Here is a 24,026-nt window from a genome sequence, read left to right as displayed (position 1 = left end):
CACCTCAGTGTCGTCGTAGGGTGCGCTGCACCTTACGGCGAATTAAATCATACCCTAAAAATCAAAATAAATATAAGGCAAACCGCCTTCGGGAGCCAACACCCAAACCGCATACAAACAAAGCGGCACTAACACCAATTTCATCGGCCAATTTAACTCTAACTTCAAACCCCGACTCAACGCATAATTCCCCAGCATCGCCGCAGCCAAAGCCGCCAACATCCAAGTTAAATGCACTCTTTCCAAACCCAAAGCTTCGCCATAAACTTTCTCAGCAAACTGTACATCAGCAGCGTGTCCCCACAAATGCGAAATCGCCCATCCAGAATCCTTTAAATCAGGAAGACGGAAAAATATCCAACTACCAAAAACCATCGCCTGAGTCAATAGCCAAGCGATCGCAATTCCGATCGGATTTTCCCACAAAAACTCTATCTGCAACCGCTTAAACAGCACATCAGTCAGCCGATGAACCGCCAAAGCTAAACCGTGTAAACCCCCCCACACAATAAATCCCCAAGCTGCCCCGTGCCAAATTCCCGCAATTAACATGACGATCGACAAATTCACACAAGTGCGCCACAAACCGACTCGCGAACCCCCCAAAGGAAAATACAAATAATTGCGTAGCCAATCCCCTAAAGTCATGTGCCAGCGCCGCCAAAAATCAGCTATGCTGGCACTAAAATAAGGGAAATCAAAATTTGGTGGCAAATACCAACCCAGCAGCAAAGCAGTACCGCGCGCCATGTCAACATAGCCACTAAAATCGAGATAAAGTTGCAGCCCGTAAGCAAAAATAGCCAGCCACAAATCCTCGCTACCCGCCCGCTGCAAGTTGGTAAAACTTAAATCGACATAAATTCCCAAGTTATCTGCGAAAAGACCTTTTTTTACTGCACCAAAGGCGATCGTCCAAAGTCCCTCAGAAATGCGATCTGGCGTCGGAAATTTCTGGGTTTTCAGTTGATAGATCAAGTTGTGATACCGAGTAATCGGGCCAGAAATCAGTTTGGGAAAAAACAACTTGTAAGCAGCAAAGTGTAGCAGCGAAGTAGCAGCAGGTGCACCTCGGTATACGTCAATCAAATAAGCAATGCACTCAAAGCAAAAGAAACTCAATCCCAAAGGTGCGATGACGTGACTTTTCACCCAGTCAGCACCGTCGAGAGCAAAAGACCAATTTAATAAAGTGCCGATCGAACTCAATAAAAATGGCACATACTTAAAGCCCAGAAGCAGCAACACATTCAGGCAAATTCCTATCCACAGCAGCCACAAACGGCGGCGGTTCCAAGATTCATTAGCAATCCGCCAATCCAGAGGTTCGCCAATCGCCATCGCCAAGCAGTAATTAAACAGCATGGCGGCTAACAGCAGAGGAATGTACCAAATTTGCAGCGAAGCGTAAAAAATTAGACTACCCGCCAGCATGATGAACAGCCGCCACCACCGCAGCGGAACCAGCCAGTAAGCCGCGAACAAAACTAACAGAAACAGGGCATATTGAAGGGAGATGAAAGTCATACCATTTTAGATTTGGGATTTTAGATTTTAGATTTAAGAATTGAGAATGGCTTATTTGGTATGGGTTTGGATCGCGGGCTTACTGTTGCATTATTTTTAATAACCGAGACTTTGCTAAGAACGAGATTTATCAGGGGTTTTAGCCGATCGCCGACACGAAAACAGGCACTCGGTAAGTCCCTACTAGAGAGTCGGCAACTGAGAACTGCTACATTTTACAGCACAAAGGTTAAATGCTGTTGCAAATTAAATAAATCTTGCCTATTATAAATTAACTCTCTTACGAACCATATAAAATACGGTGAAAAAAATATAATTAGGTTCGCAGCATCGGACTTCCGTCCTCAAAAGCTACAATGCCTGATATCGTTTCCCTTTGCATCGGAATAATATTTTTCACAGTGCAGTGCTAGCCTCCCGCACAACAAAAAAGTGATGTAACCCAAAATATTTTGAATTCATCACTATAGCAGGTATTTGACAAGTAGTGCGATCACATTTGAACTCTTCCAAAACGTCAAATTAAGTCATACCCGGCATCATAATGTCCATAAAAATTGGGTTCGGCAAAGCACAGCCGAACCCCAACCTTCAGCACCGTGGGCGACTTATATCGCAGTACAAGGAATTTCTGCCAGCAAATCTTTCAGCAAATACCGAAAAACTATCTTCATCCTCCCTAATCAAAACTTTTGCTGCTGAATCCGGCACTGGCGAGCGAGAATTTGCGATCGCCTGCGGTATTTCATCTTCCTTACCAGCAGACATTTCCAAAGGGTTTTCTTCCTCTCCAGGATACAGAATCGGCAGTGTGACCAAAAAAGTCGAACCCACTCCGGGTGAACTTGTGATTTCAATGCTTCCCCCCAGAAATTCCGCCAGTTTTTTGCACAGAGACAATCCCAATCCGGTGCCTTTGACGCGCTTCTGCAAGGGGTTTTCGAGTTGGACAAATTCTTCAAAAACCCGCCTTTGATCGGCTGGGGGAATGCCGATGCCCGTATCTGCTACTGAAAAAGTAACTGTTCCCTCCTCTCCCATTTCCGCAGCAACTCGAACTTCACCTGCTTCGGTAAATTTGAGGGCATTAGAAATTAGATTTCGCAAAATCTGAGAAACTTTTCCCTCGTCGGTTGTGAGGATTGGAAGTTCCAGAGGATCTTCAAAAATTATAGAAACGGCAGAGTTTTGGGGAAGCAGGGGGCGCATCATTCCTCGCAGGGCGCTGAACAAATCTTCTACTTCAAAATCAGCCACGCGAACAGTTAGTTTTCCGGCTTCCACTTTGGCTAAATCTAACGAGTCGTTGACAAGTTCTGCGAGAGACTCGGCGGATTTGTAAATGTAATTTACTTGCTTGTCCTGTTCGGCTGAAAGTTCTCCGTCGAGGCGATTTAACAATATTTCGGAAAGGCTCATAATTGCCGTTAGCGGAGTGCGAAACTCGTGGCTCATATTGGATAAAAAGCTGGTTTTGAGTTCGCTAGCGCGCCGGAGAGATTCGGCTTTGTCGTTCAATTCAGCGTAAAGTGCCAGGACTCCACGATTGGTATCTTTTAGTTGTTGATTTAATTGTACGAGCTCTTCTTGACGCTGGCGGAGTTCGTCTAAAGTGCGTAGTAATTCTTGATTTTGCTGCTGAATTTCGGCATAGGGATCTTCGGGAATTTGGCGCGCTAGTTTGTCAACTAATTGATTTAGTTCGATCGCACTCAGCGCGGGCATATTTTTGGAAAACTGTTTAATTAATTGTACAGCCGTTCCGCGATCGGGCCGAGAGTCGATTTGCACTTCGTCCATCAACCGTTTCGCTGCTGCTAAACCGAGTCCCGCGCCGGTTTGCGATCGAAAATTGGGGCTTAACACAGCCGGTAAATCAGCAATTCCCGGCCCGGTGTCGGAAATCCGAGTCCGAAAAATTTGGGGCGATTCCCCTTCCACAATGAATTCTACTTTGCCACCGCCTGCATATTTGAAAGCATTGCGGGCAATTTCGGAAACTGCTGTGGCGATGCGGGTTTGTACTTGGGAATCGAATCCCAGCCCTTTACCAATTTGGCGAGCTCTTTGGCGTACTTGTACGATGTCTTGTTCAAAGCGGACTTCCGTCGTCAGGATTGGGTAACTCACGCTGCTTCTCTCACCTTGGCTACTATAACTGTCATGTCATCGCGAGTGCGTTTGAAGTCCCGGTAGAGCACGGCTGCGATTAAAGCAGGATGCCTGGAGGCTAAACCCGGGTAGCGGTTTAAATTCCACTGCGCCGCCAAACCGTCAGAGTGCATGATGAGTAGGGACTGCTGCGACCAAGGATAGACAAATTCTGCTACTTTTCGCATCATATGTCCAACTGTGCCGTTGTAGGAAACCATGCTGCGGTTTTGGTTATCTGTGACAACTACACCGCTGATGTTGCCAATTCCGGCAAAACAAATTGTTTGTTGAGTACGATCGATTTGGGCGATCGCCGCAGCCGCTCCTCTGGTATTTTTTAAAGCAGCGTGCGCCTTCTCTAAAATTGCTTTCGGCCCGAGTTTGGCGTTTTCCTCAAATACCCGCACTGCTTCACGAGACGCTTCCTGGGCTAAATCTCCGTAGCCGAGCCCGTCTGCAACTAATATCAGGTTTTTGTCAACGTGATTCTCTATCGCCCACGAATCCCCGCAAATTTGCTCTCCTACTTTTGGTAAGTGGATAACCCCTAATTCTAAGTAATTGCTGTTTTGGGATGCTTCCCGGCTATTTTGGGTCGGTTCCAGCCGGGCTAATAAGGCTGTCCCCAGTTTCGGTACAGAATGAATATCAAAAAAAGTAGAGAGGCGTTTAATTGCCCCCAGTCCAGTTCCAGGGCTACCCGCTGTAGAAAAACCGTCCCGCATACACAACGCGACATTTGCCATTCCTTCGCCGCGGTCTAGCGCTACTATTTCAATGCTATATCCTGCCGCTGTTTTTAATGTTCGCAGCAAAAGTTCTCCTTCGCGGCCGTGTTTGACCAGGTTTTTTCCTGCTTCGGTGGTAACAATTGCCACTTTACCGCGATCGGTCTCGTTAAATCCGACTTCCGTCGCGAGGGCGACTGCGATTCGCCGCGCTTCTCCGACTTGACTTTCTTCTATTACGGGCAGGGTTACGGCATCTATCATTTTTTATTAGTTCTCATAATGAAATCCTCCATACGCCAACCCTCTCTGGGTATGGTGTGGGATTCCCAGAATCACTTCTTGGCTTTGCTGGTTGCTCTTTATACCAATTAAAAAAAATAATACAACTATACGCAACCTCCAAACCTCGCTCGTCCTCACTCATTCCCAATTCTTTAATCTAAAATCTCAACTCTCAAATCGTATTACTTCTTCAGCGCCAGCGGACGATCGCAATTTTAGTCCCCTTACCCACTTTGGAAACAATCTCAAATTCGTGCATCAACCGTTTAGAACCACTGAGTCCCAAACCCAAACCGTGATTAGAAGTATAACCGTCAGTCATTGCCAATTCAATGTCTGGAATTCCCGGGCCCTTGTCTTCAAATATCAGCCTCAGCCCTTTGCGGGTGCCTAATTGGAGCGTTTCGAGAGTTACAGTTCCCCCTTTGCCGTACTCTACAGTATTGCGGGCGAGTTCGCTGGCTGCGGTAACGATTTTCGTTTGGTCTAATAAACCGAATCCCATTGCTACAGCCCAAGTTCGCACTTGCTGTCGGACGTGGACTATATCGGATGACGATCGGACTTCTAGTGTCTCACGTTTTGACATGGTGGCTACTGTACCAAAATAGAACTTCTCCACAAAATATAGGACTTACGCTCGTCAACTTAGTTTCTCCTAATAGGGCTTACGCACTTACTAAGATTTTCTCTCAAAAGAGAACATAGTGCAGGAATTTCAAACCCTTGATTTAACCCCCTTGAGTGCGTAAGCCCTGTCCTCATAAATCTTCAGTTGGTCAACAAGGTATCTACAAAGAAACTAGGTTTCTTTACTGCCTGTGCTTCAGTCAGGGGACAATTAATCGACTGCTTACTGTTACTCGTCAGGAGAGAAACCCAAGGATTTTCTCAACAAAATCATGCCCTTTTCAACGCTTAAAGCGGTGCGAACTCCTGTCAGGGAAAGCCCCAACTCAACGAGCGTAATAGCAACTGCTGGCTGCATCCCGACCACAACTGTTTCAGCATCTAAAATTCGCGACATACTAGCGATATTGTTGATAATGCGACCGATAAAAGAATCAACTATTTCGAGGGAAGAAATTTCAATTAACACCCCTTTAACACCTGTTTTGACGATGCGGTTCGTCAGGTCATCTTGCAGCGTCATTGCTAAGCGATCGTGCATATCTACTTGAATTGTTACTAGCAAAAATTCTCCCATTTGAAGAATCGGTATTCGTTCCACAAATTCACCTATTTGTTAAGTTTTACGTGAGTTTTACTGTCATAATGCACTATGTTTATCTTTCCTCTTTAAGATTTTTAATAGTTAAACCTTGACGTTGTAAAGCGACTTTAAAAGCATCTGCTAAAGTAGCTTTTGTGAGAATATCCTGCAAGTCAACTCCTAAATGAACTATGGTTTGAGCTATTTGCGGACGAATCCCACTGATGATGCACTCAGTACCCATTAAACGGGCGGCGGCGACAGTTTTTAATAAATGTTGAGCAACTAAAGTGTCAACAGTCGGCACGCCTGTAATGTCTAAAATCGCAAATTCTGAGCCGGTTTCCATGATTTCCTGCAACAGAGTTTCCATGACTATTTGAGTGCGGGCACTGTCAAGAGTCCCGATCATTGGTAATGCGAGAATTCCTTGCCAAAGTTTGACTACGGGTGTTGATAATTCGAGCATTTCTTGCTGCTGGCGTTCGATGACTTCTTCGCGAGCTTTGAGAAAGATTTCTGTCACCCAAAGACCTAGCTGGTCTAATAAACTGGTGGAAAGCCAAAGTTGTTCGACAAGTGCGTCGCGGTTTTGTGTCAGTTCGTGACAAAGCCGATCGAACAATGGCTTTTTGAAGCATAAAATGAAACTCGCTATCTCTGAGGGAGTAAAGCCTCTCTGAACGCGCGATCGCGAAACTTCTGCTAGCAACACCCGCATATTTTCCCATTCGGGTGTCTGGATGTCGCTAAAGTTACCGTTCCCGACTGCAATGTGGAGCAATTGCAGGAACTCTTGACACTCGGAGCGCAATTCTTTGGCTCTCATCAAGTCGTCCCGCCGCAGCCCGGTATTTTGCAGTTCTTTGAGCCAGTCTGCTAGTAACTCTGCTTTGTGTCTTTGTAGGATTTCCGCGATCGTGTTATTGCTTGTGAGTTCCATTAAAATTATCTCCTGCTTAGCAATTGGGATGAAGTTGTACGAGCGATTCCCTACGGGATAGCTTCGCCGCGCGTACTTTACTGTTTTTTGATGGGGCAACTTCTGAGTTTAGCTCACTGTTTGCTGTTTGCGATCAAGGGTTAAGTACCTAATTGTAAAATGCGTTTGACGATCGCACTGGTAGAACTCGGAACTTCTATTTCGATTAAGGAAATCTTGCCACCTGCGGCGATAACGGCCGGTGCTTCCGGCAGAGTTTCGACTTGATAGTCGCCTCCTTTAACGTATATATCAGGCTTCAGGATATTTATCAGTTTAATTGCTGTAATCTCGGAAAAAATTATTACGGCGTCTACTGGTTTGAGGGCTGCCAACACTTCGGCTCGCTGATTTTCCGGTACGATCGGGCGGGGTGGCAATCCCGGCTGCTGCGGTTTGATAGCTTGCACGCTGTCGTCGCTATTCAAGCCCACCACGAGCGATCGCCCCAAATTTTTTGCTGCCTGCAAATAGCGGACGTGACCGCAGTGCAGGATATCGAAGCAGCCGTTAGTAAATACGATCGGACGCCACTTGTCCGGATCGGATGCGATCAATCTTTCAAGTTCTCTCAACGTGTAAACATCAGAAATCATTGCACTCATTACCACCAAATTTGAACAGCGCTCAAAATTATTTTACCAAAAAATGTGAACTTTTGCACTTTAACTATTGAATAATAAATCCTTCAATATGGCAATAATTAATAGTTACCGATGAGGAAATAGTGATTAGTAATCTGTGACTGTTAAGCACGAAAAGATAAGTAAACTTACTGACGACGGAGCTGATCTGGTCAACAGAATTCTAATTAAAAAAGCGCTATTCGTGTATTTGTGACTGCCGTATCGTGCTGTTGGTAATTGGAGGTTAAAAAGGTTGGGAAAAAATTATTTATTCCCGCCCTCTCTGATATCAATTACTATAAGACAAGGGATTTAGTTCCACCGCCCCGGGTAGTGAGAGCCCTAGGGGGTTAAACCCAACGAAACGCGCTCCTCCTGTGTCTATTATTTCTGACACCGCCGCGCGAGCGAAAGCTAGCTAAAAGCTGGAACCCAAGCGTGGAGAACTCATCTTGACGCTGGATTCGTCAGACTATAGAAGAAGCCAGCAGTTGCTTGCAGCAGTTTCTGGGCGCTATCTTGACCAAGCTTTACAGCCAACCCAGAAGCGCACAGCCTCCTGTGTCCAACTCTATATAGCTGTGCAGAAACTCGACCTTTTGGGTCGCAACCGCAGCCTGTGAAAACCCAGAGGAAAGTCGAGTTCGGTACCCGAAGCAGCTATTTTGGGGGAAAATAGCTTAACTCGTTCAACAAAATCCACTCAACTACCCGCTTGAATCTAACGGTGTAGAATTATCTAACACGAATTATGAAAGCAAGTAATAGCCGTCCATTTTCTTCAGTAGCTGCTCGAACTCTAAAAGTAGTCGGGATTATCTTAATTCTCTCTGCTTTGCTTGACTGCATTGTTCTGTCGCTGCCGGGAGAAACTTCAGACCTTCTCAATCGAGGCTGGCAGTTGGCTGCTGCAACTCAGATAGTTGACAAGGGCATTATTCCTTTGATCGGTATCGCCCTCCTGATGACTGGCTTTTGGGTTGACAGTAGCAGTGGAGTCTCTATTGAGCGACGCAAGGTTTGGCTGGACTTGCGATTCTGGGCGCTGTTGATTTCCAGCTTGTTAGGTCTAGTTTACCTATCTCTGGTTCCCGTTCACCTCAACAATACTCGTTTGGAACTCAAGGATGCTCTGGCTCAAGTAGATCAAGAAGCCGGACAAGCGGAAGTTCAACTTGAGGCACAACTTAAAAGCCCTCAATTTAAAGCTCAGGTAGAACAGCTCAAAAGCCAGCGTCGCACCCAGATAGCCACGCTGCTGGAAGACCAGGGGAAGCTGCAACAAGCACTCAAGAGTCCAGAGGTTCCCAAGGAATTGAAAGCTGTGCTTCAGGAGTCGAAAAATGACCCGAAAGCCCTCGACAAGTTCCTGGAACAGCAAGCTCAAGCACTTCCCACTCAAGCTCGTAACGAGATTCGCACCCGCCAGCAACAAAAAGAGAAAGAGTTAAGAACTCGATCGAGAAATTCGAGTTTGCAGACGGGAATCACCAGTTTGCTGTTAGCGATCGGCTACATTACTGTTGGTTGGACGGGATTGAGAAGTATGGGAATTCTGCGGTTGGGCCGCCGCAAAAATTGACTGGCGCTGGCAGGGATCGCGCTGGTCGAGACATCCCTGAGAAATAGTTTGTTTACCCAATAGTTTGCCCTTACTGAAAGCTGGGAATGTTCTCAATTTATATTCTGACTTACAACGAAGAGATTGATATCGCCGCTTGCATTGAATCGGCACTGCTTTGTGACGATATCATTGTAGTTGATTCTTTCAGCACCGATCGCACCCTTGAGATTGTTCAGAACTATGCCGTGCAAACCGTGCAGCACCGCTTTGAAACTCACGGACGCCAGCGGACTTGGATGCTCCAAGAAGTCCCGTGCAAGTACGAATGGGTTTACATCCTCGAAGCTGACGAGCGGATGACGCCTGCACTGTTTGCTGAATGCTTAAGGGCGATCGAAAGTCAAGAATATATCGGCTATTATGTAGCTGAAAAAGTAATATTTATGGAGCGCTGGATTCGCCGCAGCACTCAATATCCCCGCTATCAAATGCGTCTATTTCGGAAAGACCGAGTGTGGTTTACGGACTACGGTCACACTGAACGGGAAGTCTGCAACGGTCCCACTCACTTTTTGAAGGAAACTTACCCTCACTATACTTGCAGCAAAGGTCTTTCCCGCTGGATTGAAAAGCACAACCGCTACTCGACTGACGAGGCGGCTGAAACTCTCCGTCAATTAGCAGCGGGTCAAGTAAATTGGTGGGATTTAGTGTTTGGTGCGTCCGAGGTGGAAAGGCGCCGCGCTTTGAAAGATTTTTCTTTGCGCTTGCCTTTGCGGCCTGTGGTGCGCTTTTTCTATATGTATATTTTACTGGGCGGATTTCTTGACGGCCAAGCGGGATTGGCTTGGTGCACGCTGCAAGCTTTTTATGAATATCTAATTTTGCTGAAAGTTTGGGAAATGAAGCATCTACCCCTGCCAACTTTAGAGGCAGCGGCAGAACAACCTATTTCGGAAGTAGTAACAGTTGAGCCGTCAAAAGTTTCTTATAATCTTGGCGCTTCTGATACTCGAAATTAAAAATTGGGCATTAAAAATTGGCATTGGTAATTAATACAACTTAAAAAAGAACATGATTTACGCACTTCACTAGAGGACAACCCCGTCCGAACATAGATATAATCAAGAACCTAGCCCTGATACACATCTGAAAAAATGGTAGTTTATTGCGCCTAATTATCATTAATTCGGGTTGGCATAATTGGAGGATGATTCTTGTGGGGAGTAGGGGTTAAGCGTCCCGCCTGCTGTGAAAATACACGCCTTCGGGAGCATGGGCACACCTACAAACAAAATCACAATCATCCCGCTATTATGCAATGCCCCGCCATCAGTAGGTCTTTTGACGGGTTTGTCACCACCTCCAGATATTTACCACAACAACAAAACAAAAAAAAACCCGATTTCTTGGAGAAAGCGGGTTTCTGAATACCCTCAAATTTTTAGGTTTAATAAAGTTTGGGTTTTTAACTCAAAACTCTCACTACTCAGAACTTAAAACTCTTGAGATTTGGCTGTTGTTTTTGCCCGATCGAGCTTTAAAATCAACACCCCCAAAGGTGGCAAACACAAGTCGATCGAATAAGCACTGTTGTGGAACCACCATTCCTCAGTCCACTTGCCCCCCAAATTCCCCATATTGCTGCCGCCGTATTCCCGCGCGTCGCTGTTAAACAACTCCGTATAGAAACCTGGTTCCGGCACTCCTACGCGATAGTGAGAGTGCGGCTGGGGCGTAAAATTGCACACCGTCACCACAAACTCGTCGCCATCCTTCTGTCGGCGCACAAATGCCACGACACTGTGTCGGTTGTCGCTGCAATCAATCCACTCAAACCCATCCTCAGCAAAATCTTGACTGTAAAGTGCCGTTTCGCTGCGGTACAAATTGTTCAAATCTTTAAAAAACAGCTTCAACTTTTGGTGCGGCTCGAATTGCAGCAACTGCCACTGCAAATCCCCCCAAACGTTCCACTCGTGCCACTGACCAAACTCCATCCCCATAAAGATCGTTTTCTTTCCGGGATGAGTAAACATAAAAGTAAACAAACACCGCACGTTTGCAAACTTTTGCCATTCGTCCCCTGGCATTTTCCCGATGATGTGAGCCTTGCCGTGCACTACCTCATCGTGGGACAAAGCCAGCATGAAATTCTCGCTGTGGTTGTACCACATACTGAAAGTTATGTTGTTCTGGTGGAACTGCCGGAACCACGGGTCCATGTGGTAGTAGTCGAGCATATCGTGCATCCAACCCATGTTCCACTTCAGGTTGAAACCCAAACCCCCTACATACGTCGGCCAAGATACCATCGGCCAAGAGGTAGATTCTTCGGCGATCGACAGTGCACCTGGGAAATAGCTGAAAATTGCATGATTAGCCTGCCGCAGAAAATCCGCAGCCTCGATATTTTCGCGACCTCCGTACTGGTTAGTCAGCCATTCTCCGGGTTCGCGACAGTAATCCAAATACAGCATCGAAGCCACCGCATCTACGCGAATCCCATCGATGTGGTACTTGTCAAACCAGAACAAAGCGTTTGCTACTAAGAAATTCCGCACCTCGTTGCGGCCGTAGTTAAATACCAGGGTTCCCCACTCTTTGTGCTCGCCCTTGCGGGGGTCGGCGTGTTCGTACAAGTGAGTACCGTCAAAGAAAGCCAAACCGTGTCCGTCTTTGGGGAAATGCCCGGGCACCCAATCCACCAGTACGCCAATGCCGTTGGCGTGGCACTGGTCAACAAAATACATGAAATCTTCAGGTTTGCCGTAGCGGGAAGTTGGGGCGAAATAACCGGTGACTTGATAGCCCCAAGAACCGTCGAAAGGATGTTCGGCGATCGGCAGCATTTCGATGTGAGTGAATCCCAAATCTTTGACGTAGGGAATCAGCCGATCGGCTAATTCCCGGTAAGTCAGAAAGCGCGCCCCGGGATTGAGTTCCGAAACTTGCACGGGGGGTTCTATTTCCCCATTTGCTAGCACGGCAGGTTCGTCAGTAGCGGCGTGCAGCCAAGAACCGATGTGGCATTCGTAAACCGAAACCGGCTGCGTCAGTTGGTCTGTGTGTCGCCGCTTTTCGATCCAAGCGCTGTCGTTCCAAGTGTAGGTGTCTAAGTCCGTAACAATTGATGCTGTTTTCGGTCGCACTTCTTGCTGGAAACCGTAAGGATCGGACTTTTCGTAGGGATGTCCGTCTTGGTTTTTCACTTCGTATTTGTAGGAAGTTCCCACGGATAGTCCCGGAATAAATAATTCCCAAATGCCGTTTTGCGATTTCCGCATTTGATGTTTGCGGCCGTCCCAATAGTTGAAATCTCCTAAAACAGAGACATTGCGAGCATTCGGGGCCCAAACGGCAAAATATACTCCTGTGATGCCGTCTACTTCGGTGAGGTGTGCCCCAAGTTTTTCATAAATGCGGTGGTGATTGCCTTCTGAGAATAGATGCTGGTCGAATTCTGTGAGTTTGGGCGATCGAAAGGCGTAGGGATCGTAGATGAAGCGCTCGTGTTCCCCTTCTTTGACCCGCAATTGATAGTTTGCTAGTTCTGGGGTGTCGATCGTACATTCAAAAAAGTGAGGGTGATGCTCTGATTTCATCGGGTATTCGGCCCTGGCCTCCGGCACAACTACGGATACTGCATCCGCATTCGGCAGATAAGCTCGGACGACCCAGACTTTTTTGCCATTTTCTTCGATCGTGTGGGGGCCTAGCACTTGAAATGGATCTTGGTGCTGATTCCAAACAATTCGGTCAATCTGTTCAAAGGGGACGGTCGCGGGCATAAAACTATTTACCTCAATCTTTTAACTAAATGTCTTTCAAAACCTAGAGCGGCGCTGCACTTTACATTTCGATACATTTTTGATCGCTGATCCTACCACTGATTAGCATGATCTTGCCTGCTGCAGTTCCAGCGCGCGCCCTTGCACACGCAGCAGGCTGTTGCCTTGCCGGCGGCCGAGCTGGGGTTTTACTGCTAACATCTAAGTATAGAAATATTAAAACAAATTGAAAAATTTATATTTTTCTCAAAAACTCTTGACTTTTTCTCAATTATGTGATAATTAACTTTTTTCAAAATCGGGTCGCTTTGCGGCTGCCCGAGGGTCAAAGAGAGTAAGTGTTGGGGAGCAGCTAATTTAGCTGGAATTTTCCGGCAGGGACGATCTGTAGAATTTCACATCCCGGAGGCTGGGTTTCCCCACAAAGTCGGTGAATTTGGGCAATACGCTCAAACAGCGAAGGATGCTCAACTCGGTATTGAGGAATCAAAGCTAAAGGACTCACCATGGCGACAGCAGCAAGCAATATCTGCCATGCTCAAGGCATCGCTTACCAAACTGGCACCATCCTACCAGCGACGGTGCAAGAGGTTTAAAGCAGCACTAAGGCGCAACTGGAGCGAGTTTTGCCGAGGCAGGGTTAATACCGCACTGGCGCGGCCTCAATTGAATCACTAAACGGGATCAAAACAGACGGATCGATTGGCTTGCCCGCACTGGGGCGAAACTCGTAGTCAGCAAATCGAGTCGCAATGCCGATGCTTTCATTGAGCCAGTCTTCGATCATTCAAGCCTCAGCTTGCTTTCCTCTCGTCTGCGATCCACAGGGGCGGGGAAGGAAATCGAGACTCGATCGACAGTGCAAAATTTGCGTCGAGTCTGCGAGATCCTCCGGTTGATATTCAGTTGAGGCAGCAGCACTGGCAATGTCCTCAAACATCCTGGCACAGGCTTGAGTTTCAAAACGTGCAGGCCGGGAGTCAAATTTTCTACTTGAAAGGGAATGCTCTTGTAACGCAGCGAATCAGGGGACTTTGCTGCTGTAAGCGGATGTACTGAACTTTAGTAGTAAAAGCATCAGCCAATCACTAACACCCAACTTGAGACCTAGACCGATAAGATGAAAAAATGCGAGGAGCGAACCATTTTTCACCCGCAGGCTAGGCTCGTTGGGCACAGACTCCGGGATAGCCGTAGTTAGGGCTTTTTAGGAGTAGGAGAAGGGGAAGTAGTTCCACCAGCCCCAGCTCCACCAGCCCCACCAGCCCCAGGAGTAGCCTTTGGAGTGGAAGAAGAAGCCGGAGGAGTAGTAGTAGTAGTGCCAGCGCCGCCAGCGCCGCCAGCGCCGCCCGGAGTGGGGCTAGAGCCACCGCCGCCGCCGTTATCACCTCCGCAGGCGCCGAGGGCTACTGCCAAGCCCACTGCCAAAGTCAAACGAATTAATCCCTTGTTCATAAAAACTCCTTAACATTGAAAACCCATCGCAAGGAAGGGAATAGTTTACTTGAGAAACAATGCTGGCACGAATAGCTCAACGATTCGCTCGTTGATTACAATACTGCATTTATTCATAAATTTCACATAGATTATCGCTAACCAGCAAAGATTTCTTTTTTTTGGCAAATCCTGAAGTCAAAGAGACCAGTGGTAGGATGGGTTGGTTGGCTTGTGAGGTATCCTTGGTCAAGGATAAGCGATCTAAACGCAGATGGCCACAACTGGCGATCTGGGAGACAAAAAACTTTTAACCTCAATCAAGCTGAAGCTACCCCACTTTACGTATTGGTGAACTCTATGACCGCTGCTATCAGATCCCCTGATTCTCCCCGCTCCCGATCGGCTCGCAAGCCCGCTGCTGGCCCAGCCAAAAGCAAAGTTACTTCTATTGCCCGGGCTAGGCGGGCGAAGACAGGGCCGGTATTGCCCAATTACTCGCCCGCCGACGAACAGGCTCAAGCTCAGTCGTCGGCATCGGTGATCAAAGTCCTGCCCGATCGCCAGCAGCAGCCAGTGTGGTTGCGATCGCTCCTGCAGGCACAGCGCGCCTCCTCAGTGGCAGCACTAATGCTTTTGGGCGGCGCTCTGAGTCTCTACGGCTTGACAGTTTACGGCGAGCAGCGCTGGAGTCAGGAGTATCAAAAACTGGAAACTCTGCGCCTCCGGGAACAGCAATTGAGTGCTTCTAGTGAAGTCTTGAAACACCAACTTGCTAAAGAAGCCCAAAATCCCGAAACCGGTTTGGCTCGGCAGAATCCTCGGGACACGATTTTCTTGCAGCCGGCCCCTGAAACTCGATCGCCCGTTGCGGCACCAAATTCTGAGCCCGCTCTCAAGAAGGGAGGCGGTGTGGAAACACCCCTGGGCTATTAAACCTGTGTCAAAGCGGAGAGCGCCCGAGGGCCTGAGTGTCCGAGGGCCTGAAAATTCGAGGATCTAATTTCCTTTTGAATTTTTTGCAAGTCGCGATCGATTTTCTGCTTCCAACGGGAAGTTACAAATTAAAAATAATTAACACCACTTCAAAAAACAGAATGCAACTGTAGGTCTGATCCAAACCTGATAGGGACTGGTCATTCCCAAGTCGTGAATTTTATATTTTAAGATTTAAGTTATAAATTATAAGTTCTAAAACGCTCTAACTTGCTATTGAATTTTTAATGCCATGAGCTACGACCCCCGTTTTGACCGCTACAGATCGCCGAATTTCAAACGCACAAAACAGTCGGGCGATCGCACAGGGTGGGAAAAACCAGCCAAACCTAGATCTTCGGGCAGTTTGGGGCGCTCGCCACAACAGACGGCTGCATCTTGGGGGCGACCGGTGGAGCGTTTAAAGCGCAGCAAGTTCCGTTTGTGGGCGGTGTGGGCGGTGTTGATGCTGGGGGGGCTGGGGCTGGCTGTGAATTTGTTTTATTTGCAGGTGACGCGAGCTCCGGCGCTGCGTAAACAAGCCGAGCAGCAGCAAACTCTCAAAACAAAGCCGTTTGTACCGAGACGCCCGATAGTTGACCGCGCGGGGAATGTTTTGGCGATCGACAGGCAGGTGTACACGCTCTACGCTCACCCGAAGTTGTTTAACCACTCAAAGGCGGAAATCGCTGCTAAATTGGCTCCGATGCTTGCGATCGAACGGAGTCCGGGTACTACCTCGGAAACTGAACTGATACGCAGGTTTAATCTTGCTGAAAGCGGTATTACAATTGCCGACTCTCTGCCTCAAGAGGTTGCCGATCGCGTCGCTCAGATGCAAATTAAAGAGAGTCTAGTCGATGGCTTGGAGTTGCTGCGGCAGCAGCAGCGTTTTTACCCGCAGCAGGAGTTGGCGGCGGATATCCTCGGTTATGTGGACGGGGAACGGAAGGGACAAGCCGGGGTGGAATACAGCCAGCAGAATTTGTTGGAACGATCGATGCCGTCGATTCAGTTTAGCAGGTCAAGCAATGGGAATTGGGTTCCCGATCGGCTGACGGCGGGATTTGTCCAGCTTGATGACTTGAAATTGCAATTGACGATCGACAGTCGCTTGCAGCGGGCCGCCCGAATTGCGCTTAAGGAAAAAATGAAGCAACACGATGCCAAGCGGGGCACGGTGATTGTAATGGATGCCCGTAACGGGGAATTGCTGTCCGTTGTAGCGGAACCTTCTTATGACCCTAATCAATATTTTAATTTCGATTTGTCGCGCTATAAAAATTGGGCTGTAACGGATGTTTATGAGCCTGGTTCCACTTTTAAAGCGATTAATGTGGCGATTGCTATGGAAGCGGGTGCGGTGAAACCTAATACTGTGTTTAAGGACGAAGGTCGGATTTACATGGATGGCTGGACTATCCAAAATTCCGATTACAAAGTCGTAGGCGCGCGCGGCCCTTCGACTGTTACTGAGATTTTGAAACATTCTAGCAATGTGGGGATGGTACACGTAATGAGAAGTATGAAACCTTCTCTTTACTATCAAGCTTTAGAAAAACTCGGACTCGGACAAACTGCGGGAACTGATTTGCCTTTTGAAGTAACCAGTCAGCTTAAAAATCGAGAGCAATTTATTAACTCTCCGGTGGAAGTTGCTACTACGGCTTTTGGGCAAGGTTTTTCGATTACTCCGATGCAGTTGGTGCAGCTTAACGGCGCTTTGGCTAACGGTGGCAAGTTGGTGACTCCTCACGTTGTGCGGGGACTTTTTGATAGGGAAGGTGAAGCTTATTGGAAGCTTCCGAGGCCGGTTCCGAAGCAAGTTTTTTCGCCAGAAACTACTAAGCAGGTGTTAGAAATGATGGAAACTGTGGTTGATGGTGGTACGGGGAAAGCTGCACAAATTCCTGGGTATCGGATTGCTGGAAAAACGGGTACGGCTCAAAAAGCTAAGGCTGGTGGGGGTTATTCTGACAAGGCGATTATTACTAGCTTTGTGGGGATCATGCCTGTGGAGGCGCCTCGCTATGTGGTTTTGGCGGTGATTGATGAGCCGAAGGACGGTTCGGGGGGTACGGTGGCGGCGCCGATTGTGGAGTCGGTGATGGAGGCGCTGATTTCTATTGAGAAGATTGCGCCGAGTAAGAAGTAGTTGACTATATCTGAGATGTGGCGTCAGGAATTGACATCGAATATAACGATCGATAACAGGGTTATTGAGGGCACGGCAATGCGGTTTCCCTACTCCAAAATGATTCATGGCGCGATCATCGGATATAACGATCGACAACAGGGCGATTGAGGACACGGCAATGCGGTTTCCCTAACCCAAAATGATTCATGGCGCGATCAGATATAACGATCGACAACAGGGCGATTGAGGACACGGCAATGCCGTTTCCGTAGCCCAAAACATGGATTAATTCTTGTAGGGACACGGCACTGCCGTCTCGAAAGCTGTGGGTAATATTAATTCCGATGTTTCCACCTGAAATATTTTGAAACTATTGTGGGGCGGGCTAGAAGCCCACCCCTAAATATTTAGACTAAAACAACTACACTGCCACCCCTTCAATTTTCTCATCAGTTAACTCGTACAACTCGCGCAACTGCTGCAACTTATCCGCATCCGGCAGCCAAAAACCGCGCCCGTTAGCCTCCAACATTCGCCCTACAATATTGCGAAAAGCTTCAGGATTGGCCTCGCGCAACTTCTGCGCCATCTCTTCATCCAAAGCATAAGTATCAGCCGCCTGATCGTAAACCCAACCATCAGTAAAATCAGCCGTTCCACCCCAACCAATTAACGCCGTCATCCGCTGCGAAATTTCATAAGCGCCGCCAGAACCTTGATTTGCCATCGCCTTAGCCCACTTAGGATTTAGCAACTTAGTTCGATATTCCAAGCGCAGCAAATCTTCTAAATTGCGCGGAGTGGTATCCTGAGAAAAACTTTCTACAAAACTCGTGTTAACCTTTTTGCCGCGCTGCTTTTCTGCGGCTTTCTTCAAACCGCCAGTATTTGCATAATACTCTTGAATATCAGTCAAACCGTATTCCACAGAATCAATTTCTTGAATTATGCGATCGCACCCTTGCAACAACTGAGTCAAAACCTCCGGCCTCGCTTCCCCCTTATCCTTCCTCCCGTAACTAAAAACATTGCGGCTTTCCCAAGTTTTCCCCAACTCATCCCCCGATTCCCAACTACCATCAACAACCCTATCGTTAACCAAAGAACCAAAATCCCCAGCCGGATTAGAAAACAACCTGGCAGAATAATTCTGCACACCTTGTGCCTGCAAAATTAAAGCGTGTTTGCGAATAAAATTCTCCGATTCCGGTTCATCAGCCTCCGCCGCCCGCACGAACAAATCATCCAACAATTCAATAATATTCACAAAGCTATCACGAAAAATCCCCGAAAGATTTCCCAACACATCAATCCGGGGGTGACCGACATCAGCTAACGGCTTTAATTCATAGCGAACAATGCGGCCAGTACCTTCTTTTAGAGGTTCAGCCCCCACCAATTCTAGGAGAATTCCAATAGATTCGCCCCGCGTTTTAATCGCATCCAAACCCCACAACATGACTGCGACAGTCTCAGGATAATTCCCCTGTTCATCAACGTGCTTCTCAATAATTTTCCGAGCAATTTCGCGCCCCCTTTCATAAGCAGCCGGAGAAGGCATCCGATAAGGGTCTAAAGCGTGAATATTCCGACCAGTTGGCAACACCCCAGCCCCATCCCGCAACAAATCCCCGCCCGGTGCAGGCAGAATATATTCCCCATTCAAACCCCGCAAAAGATTAGTCAACTCATCCGTCGTTTGCAACAACAAATCCCGCACCAACAAACCCTCCTCAAACAACCCATCAAACCCCTCTTTTTCTTCCTCTCTGCGCCCTCTGCGCCTCTGCGGTTCATTTTCTTCAAAAACCAGCTTTTGCACCTGTTCCTGTGATAACCTATCCCCAAAATAAGCCTCAAGATAAGAGGTCATTTCCTCAGAATTAGGGGGTTCCCCGAGAACGTGCAAACCCGAAGAAAACAAGCGACATTCCACCACCTGCAAATACTCGTAAAGCTTCACCAAATAGCGGTTAAAAGCATCAGCACTGAACATTCCTACAGTCTCAAAACTAAAAGCAATACCCAACTTGCGAGCCTCATCAAACGGACAATCAGCCTCCAAACCGCTATCTAAAACTTTCTTGCAAATAGCCTCTTTCAGCACATAATTCTTGGCGGTATCTTCTCGATATTCCGCAATCAAATCCCGCAAACCCATCAATTCCTTGTACAAGCCCGCGCGGCCGTAGGGCGGCACGTTGTGAGAAATCAAAACACCGTAACCGCGCCGTTTTGCCAACATCGATTCCGAGGGATTGTTGGCAGCATAGATATAAAGATTCGGCAAACTTCCCAACAAAATATCCGACCAAGAATAGCCAGTATTTCCCAGAGGAGAACCGGGCAACCATTCAACAGTGCCGTGCATTCCGAAATGAACCACAGCATCAGCTTGCAAATCATTTTGCAGCCACTTGTAAAAAGCAGCATATTGAGGGTGAGGCGTCAAATCGCGATCGAACATTAAGCGCATCGGATCGCCCGAAATTCCCAGCGGCGGCTGCAAACCTATCCAAACATTACCCAGTTGAATGCCACCGATTTGAAACTCGTCGCCGTCTGTCTTAATGCCCGTACCCGTTAAAGATTTCCACTGTTTTTCGATACGACTTGTTAACAAATACCCCAGCCACTTCTCCAGCTTTTTGACATTAACAGTATTGCCAAACCCTCCCCTCCCATCTGCGTTCATCCCCGTTAATCCGCCCCCATCTGCGGTTGCAGCATCATCCGCCTCTTTCACCCTGCGAATTAACTCCTCACCGTCAGCCGGAATTTCTCCAACTGTATAACCTGCGGCTTGAAGTTTGTGCAGGAAATTTAGCAGCGATTTCGGTACATTTAACAAAGCAGCCGTACCCGCCGCCCCGTAACCGGGAGGAAACCCGTAGAGAATAATTGCAATTTTCCTTTCAGATGGCGGAGTTTGGCGCAATTTCACCCAATTGTTAATTCTACTTGTCAGGCGTTTCGCGCGATCGGACACCAGATAAATATCCTCACCCACCAAACCGCCCAGGGGAACAGGATCGATCGCGCCATCCAACTCCGGCAAAGCATACAATACCACACTTTGCAAACCTCCAATCCCCTGACGAGTCCAGGAATGGATATCCTGAATCAGCAGAGGTGCGGACACAAAATAAGGTACATTTTTAGCAGTTAAAATGCGCTTAGCAACTTCCACCTGACGCCCCGCCTCCATCGAACCAGCAGGCCCGCCAACCAAAGGAAAACCAATAGTAGAAACAATCGCATCAACTTCCACAGCATCTTTAGAAAGCGAAAGAGTTTCAATATTGCCTTGTTTTCGCCGCGCAGTTTCATCAGCAGTCGTCATCCAATCCCGCACCGCCACATGGCCTTCAACGCCATTGATAAAAATCGGCAAAGGCACAATTCCCGCATCTTCAAAATAGCGAATCAATTGAGGAATATAAGGCTGCTTGGTGATAACGTGCTTGCGGTAAAGTAAGATGCCCACAACAGGGGATTTTACTTGATATGAATTTTGGAACCAATTGGTTCCAAATTTGGTGGAACGGGCATCTTGGCCGCCCCTAGCACTTTGATGACTCAGATACCAATCCAAATATTGCCGAGGCGATTCAAAATAACCATTATAATCAGGATGCAATAAACCCATATTGGGAGTTTCCACAGGCGGCGGAATTTCTGCAACCTTCAGCCCCAAATACTTTTGAGCAATAATCCAAAACATCGAGACAACATTATCCGCACCGCCCGCATTCCAGTAACCATAAATAATCAGCCAGTTTCGCAAATCTTGCACTTTTTGCACCGGCACATATTTTAATAATTTCGGTCCCACCTTCAAAAAGCTGATATAACCAGCCAGCTTATCTTCTTCTCGCCCATTGCTGAACTTATCCAGAATAAACTTAACAGGCTTCGGCATTCCCTTCGGTTTGTCACCAATTTTAAAAGCGCCAATTTGAGTAAGACTCATCAATTCCAAAGCCGACTCAAAAACCAGGCGAATCCGAATATTTTGCACCCTTTCTCGCAGCCACATTACCGCATCGTAATCAAACAGCAAACTCCCGAAAAACACATCAGCATTCAAGAGAGCGGCTGCTACAGCGTCGGGTTCGTCTGCGAGGGCGCGATCGCTAAAAACCCGTACTTCCAATCCCTGACAGCCATTAACAGCCAACTCAGCCGCTTTGCGGTACAACTCAGCATTAAAAGATTCAAACCCTGCAATTAAGACAATGCGTTTCACAGCCCAACCTCAAAATATTTGGTTCTTTTAATGATAAACTAATCGCAGAGATTCACAGGCAAAATGCCTGTGCCACTAATAAAACAGAAAAAATTCTGGCTTCACTTCTTTCTCTTCCTTCGCGCCCTTCGCGTCTTCGCGGTTCGTCAAATATTTATTTAAGAAGTAACAAAAGACTAAAATAATCAAACCAATCCAAGCAAACTCAAATCTATAACCGTGAAGCGAATACCTCCCGCAATAATCATTTTAGGTCAAAACAGCCAGCCGATCGCCAAAAAAATCTCCGCCCATTTCCCCGGTTCCCAGATTTACGGTTTAATCGATCGCACTTCCAACACAGACATCAACTTTAGCAACTTCGGCGAAACATTGCGGGAATTATTCGCAAAAGAAACCCCAATCATCGGTATCTGCGCCGCCGGAATTATCATCCGCACCCTCGCCCCGCTGCTGTCAGACAAACGCGCCGAACCGCCAGTTTTAGCCGTCGCAGAAGACGGAAGCGCCGTCGTACCGCTGCTGGGCGGTTTGCACGGCGTTAATGATTTGGCCAGAGAGATTGCAGCAGCCCTGGGCGTACAACCTGCAATTACCACAACCGGAGATATCCGGTTTCGCACCGCGCTGCTGAGTCCTCCCCAAGGCTATTATTTAGCGAATCCAGAGGACGCGAAGACTTTTATTTCAAATTTGCTCGCCGGGGCAAAAGTACGCCTAGAAGCGGCTGCAAGCTGGCTTTCCGAGAGCAATTTGCCGATCGCCCCCGACGCAAAATTGACTATCCGCGTCACCGAAAAAGCAATTGCGCCAACGCCCGAGTGTTTAGTTTACCATCCGCAAATTGTGGCAGTTGCACTCACAAAGCTATCGCATATTGAGCCGGAAATAGCGGTTTCATTAGTCCAGGAAGTCTTAGAAAATGCAGGTTTAGCGCCAGCTTCCGTTGCGGGATTTTTTGCATTAAAAGAGGAGATGGGAAATCCGGCACTTGAAGCAGTTTCACAATATTTTAAAGTCCCCGTCCGCTTTTTCAATCTATCCGAACTTGTCGAATTAGACTCAATTGAATTCATCGAAAATAAGGCCGCACAAATTGCCCTGACAGCAGCCGGTGCAAACAGTCACTTAATCGAGTTCGATCGCCCAAACTCCGTGAATTGCGCGATCGCCCTGGCCGCCGAACCCTTTGATGCTAGGGCGATCGGAATTAGCCGCGGCAAACTGGCGATCGTCGGTACTGGCCCTGGAGGCGCGCCCTGGATGTCCCCGGAAGTTAAGGAAATTCTGCGCGAAGCCACGGATTGGGTGGGTTACAAATTTTATCTCGACTTAGCCGGAACCCTGCGGGAAGGACAAAAGCGGCACGATTCCGACAACCGCGAAGAGATCGATCGCGCCCGTTTTGCCCTAGATTTAGCAGCATCCGGCAAATCTGTCGCCGTGGTTTCGTCGGGAGATCCGGGTATTTTTGCGATGGCGGCAGCGGTGTTTGAGGCGATCGACTTTGATGCCAAACCCGAATGGCAAGGCATCGATATTCGGGTGGCACCGGGCATTTCAGCCATGCAGGCGGCCGCTGCTGCGATCGGAGCACCCCTGGGACACGATTTTTGCGTGATTTCCCTTTCGGATATTCTCAAGCCTTGGGAGGTCATAGAACAGCGGATTGCGGCTGCTGCTGCTGCCGATTTAGTTATGGCATTTTACAATCCCATCTCGAAACAGCGGATTTGGCAACTCGCAAGGGCGATCGAGATTTTGTTGCAAAGTCGCGATCCTAAAACCCCCGTCATACTTGGGCGAAACCTCGGCCGACCCGCCCAATCTGTGCGGGTTTGCACCCTCGGCGAATTCCAGCCGCAAGACGCCGACATGAGAACTTTAGTTATTGTCGGTTCGAGTCAGACTCGGATTATTCCCCGCAAATATGGAGATGTGTGGGTTTACACGCCGCGCAGGTACGAAAAATAAGTAAAGCAGGAAAAACTGCGGAAATAAGCAAATGACGGAAAGCTAATTGACTTTGACAAGGAGATATTTTGATCTGGCTGGGGGAAGTCTAGGTTAACAAATGGCCACGAATCACTTGATCGCGCTCGGCCTGTTATTTCCTCTCATGGTTTTCACTCTCGATTGATGAGCGATCGCCTTTGATTACAGAAATCCTCGGTACTGAGGGATCTCGGCTTCCTGAAGCCAAGTTTTTCTGGCAGACATCGAATTTAGACATCGACTCCACCTTAGTAAGGATTGCAGCTTCATTTTTGGATATATTTAATTTACTGTAGTTTAGACTAACTAAAGATGAGAACGGTGGCTTTCAGAAGAACTAGAGCCACCGCGCCGGGAGAGAATGAG

Annotated in this window: 16 protein-coding genes; 5 read left to right on the top strand and 11 right to left on the bottom strand. The window is 47.7% G+C overall.

Annotated features, from left to right (window positions below; genetic code table 11):
* Window positions 1–54 precede the first annotated feature (54 nt).
* The 7 genes from QT996_RS22980 to rfaE2 form a co-directional block, all read right to left on the bottom strand.
* Window positions 55–1,527: an MBOAT family protein gene (locus QT996_RS22980; protein ID WP_333049253.1), complete on the bottom strand. Its 1,473-nt coding sequence runs from the start codon at window positions 1,525–1,527 to the stop codon at window positions 55–57.
* 591 nt (window positions 1,528–2,118) lie between these two features.
* Window positions 2,119–3,657, bottom strand: coding sequence for an ATP-binding protein (locus tag QT996_RS22975; RefSeq protein WP_333049251.1), 1,539 nt, complete (start codon window positions 3,655–3,657; stop codon window positions 2,119–2,121).
* The gene (locus QT996_RS22970) at window positions 3,654–4,673 is read right to left on the bottom strand and encodes an ATP-binding SpoIIE family protein phosphatase (protein ID WP_333049249.1); all 1,020 of its coding nucleotides are present in this window, start codon (window positions 4,671–4,673) and stop codon (window positions 3,654–3,656) included. Before QT996_RS22970 ends, QT996_RS22975 begins: the two co-directional genes overlap by 4 nt.
* Window positions 4,674–4,884: 211 nt before the next feature.
* Complete coding sequence (locus QT996_RS22965; protein ID WP_333049248.1) at window positions 4,885–5,283, bottom strand: anti-sigma regulatory factor; 399 nt, start codon at window positions 5,281–5,283, stop codon at window positions 4,885–4,887.
* A gap of 270 nt (window positions 5,284–5,553) precedes the next feature.
* Window positions 5,554–5,925 (bottom strand): STAS domain-containing protein, encoded by a 372-nt coding sequence (locus QT996_RS22960; RefSeq protein ID WP_333049247.1) that lies wholly within the window; start codon window positions 5,923–5,925, stop codon window positions 5,554–5,556.
* Between the two features lie 55 nt (window positions 5,926–5,980).
* Window positions 5,981–6,850 carry an STAS domain-containing protein gene (locus QT996_RS22955; protein ID WP_333049245.1) on the bottom strand — a complete coding sequence of 290 codons (870 nt, stop codon included), beginning with the start codon at window positions 6,848–6,850 and terminating at the stop codon, window positions 5,981–5,983.
* Between the two features lie 140 nt (window positions 6,851–6,990).
* The gene (rfaE2, locus tag QT996_RS22950) at window positions 6,991–7,494 is read right to left on the bottom strand and encodes a D-glycero-beta-D-manno-heptose 1-phosphate adenylyltransferase (RefSeq protein WP_333049244.1); all 504 of its coding nucleotides are present in this window, start codon (window positions 7,492–7,494) and stop codon (window positions 6,991–6,993) included.
* Between the two features lie 772 nt (window positions 7,495–8,266).
* On the opposite strand from rfaE2, the gene hpsJ-B reads away from it, so the two are divergent.
* Together hpsJ-B and QT996_RS22940 are read left to right on the top strand one after the other, a co-directional pair.
* On the top strand, window positions 8,267–9,097 hold the full coding sequence (gene hpsJ-B / locus QT996_RS22945) for a hormogonium polysaccharide biosynthesis protein HpsJ (RefSeq protein WP_333049243.1): 831 nt from the start codon (window positions 8,267–8,269) through the stop codon (window positions 9,095–9,097).
* 86 nt (window positions 9,098–9,183) lie between these two features.
* Entirely contained in the window at window positions 9,184–10,101 is a 918-nt protein-coding gene (locus QT996_RS22940; protein WP_333049242.1) for a glycosyltransferase family 2 protein, read from the top strand.
* A gap of 474 nt (window positions 10,102–10,575) precedes the next feature.
* Here the strand turns inward: QT996_RS22940 and glgB are convergent, their stop codons facing one another.
* The 3 genes from glgB to QT996_RS22925 all read right to left on the bottom strand — a co-directional run bounded on the left by glgB (window position 10,576) and on the right by QT996_RS22925 (window position 14,325).
* Window positions 10,576–12,870 (bottom strand): 1,4-alpha-glucan branching enzyme, encoded by a 2,295-nt coding sequence (glgB, locus tag QT996_RS22935; RefSeq protein WP_333049241.1) that lies wholly within the window; start codon window positions 12,868–12,870, stop codon window positions 10,576–10,578.
* 640 nt (window positions 12,871–13,510) lie between these two features.
* Window positions 13,511–13,657: a hypothetical protein gene (locus tag QT996_RS22930; protein WP_333049240.1), complete on the bottom strand. Its 147-nt coding sequence runs from the start codon at window positions 13,655–13,657 to the stop codon at window positions 13,511–13,513.
* Between the two features lie 410 nt (window positions 13,658–14,067).
* A complete protein-coding gene (locus tag QT996_RS22925; protein WP_333049238.1) occupies window positions 14,068–14,325 on the bottom strand; it encodes a serine protease in 258 nt (85 codons plus the stop codon).
* Window positions 14,326–14,664: 339 nt separating this feature from the next.
* Here QT996_RS22925 and QT996_RS22920 point away from each other — a divergent pair, with 339 nt between their 5' ends.
* Complete coding sequence (locus QT996_RS22920) at window positions 14,665–15,240, top strand: hypothetical protein (protein WP_333049236.1); 576 nt, start codon at window positions 14,665–14,667, stop codon at window positions 15,238–15,240.
* Window positions 15,241–15,532: 292 nt separating this feature from the next.
* Window positions 15,533–17,434: a penicillin-binding protein 2 gene (locus QT996_RS22915; RefSeq protein ID WP_333049233.1), complete on the top strand. Its 1,902-nt coding sequence runs from the start codon at window positions 15,533–15,535 to the stop codon at window positions 17,432–17,434.
* Between the two features lie 403 nt (window positions 17,435–17,837).
* On the opposite strand, the gene bchH is transcribed toward QT996_RS22915, so the two are convergent.
* Window positions 17,838–21,665 carry a magnesium chelatase subunit H gene (gene bchH / locus QT996_RS22910; RefSeq protein WP_333049231.1) on the bottom strand — a complete coding sequence of 1,276 codons (3,828 nt, stop codon included), beginning with the start codon at window positions 21,663–21,665 and terminating at the stop codon, window positions 17,838–17,840.
* Window positions 21,666–21,884: 219 nt separating this feature from the next.
* On the opposite strand from bchH, the gene cobJ reads away from it, so the two are divergent.
* Complete coding sequence (gene cobJ / locus QT996_RS22905) at window positions 21,885–23,639, top strand: precorrin-3B C(17)-methyltransferase (protein ID WP_333049229.1); 1,755 nt, start codon at window positions 21,885–21,887, stop codon at window positions 23,637–23,639.
* The last annotated feature ends 387 nt before the right edge of the window (window positions 23,640–24,026 follow it).

The sequence above is a fragment of the Microcoleus sp. S13C4 genome (assembly GCF_036700865.1).
Taxonomy (GTDB): domain Bacteria; phylum Cyanobacteriota; class Cyanobacteriia; order Cyanobacteriales; family Microcoleaceae; genus Microcoleus.
This window is presented reverse-complemented; position numbering and strand designations above follow the sequence as displayed.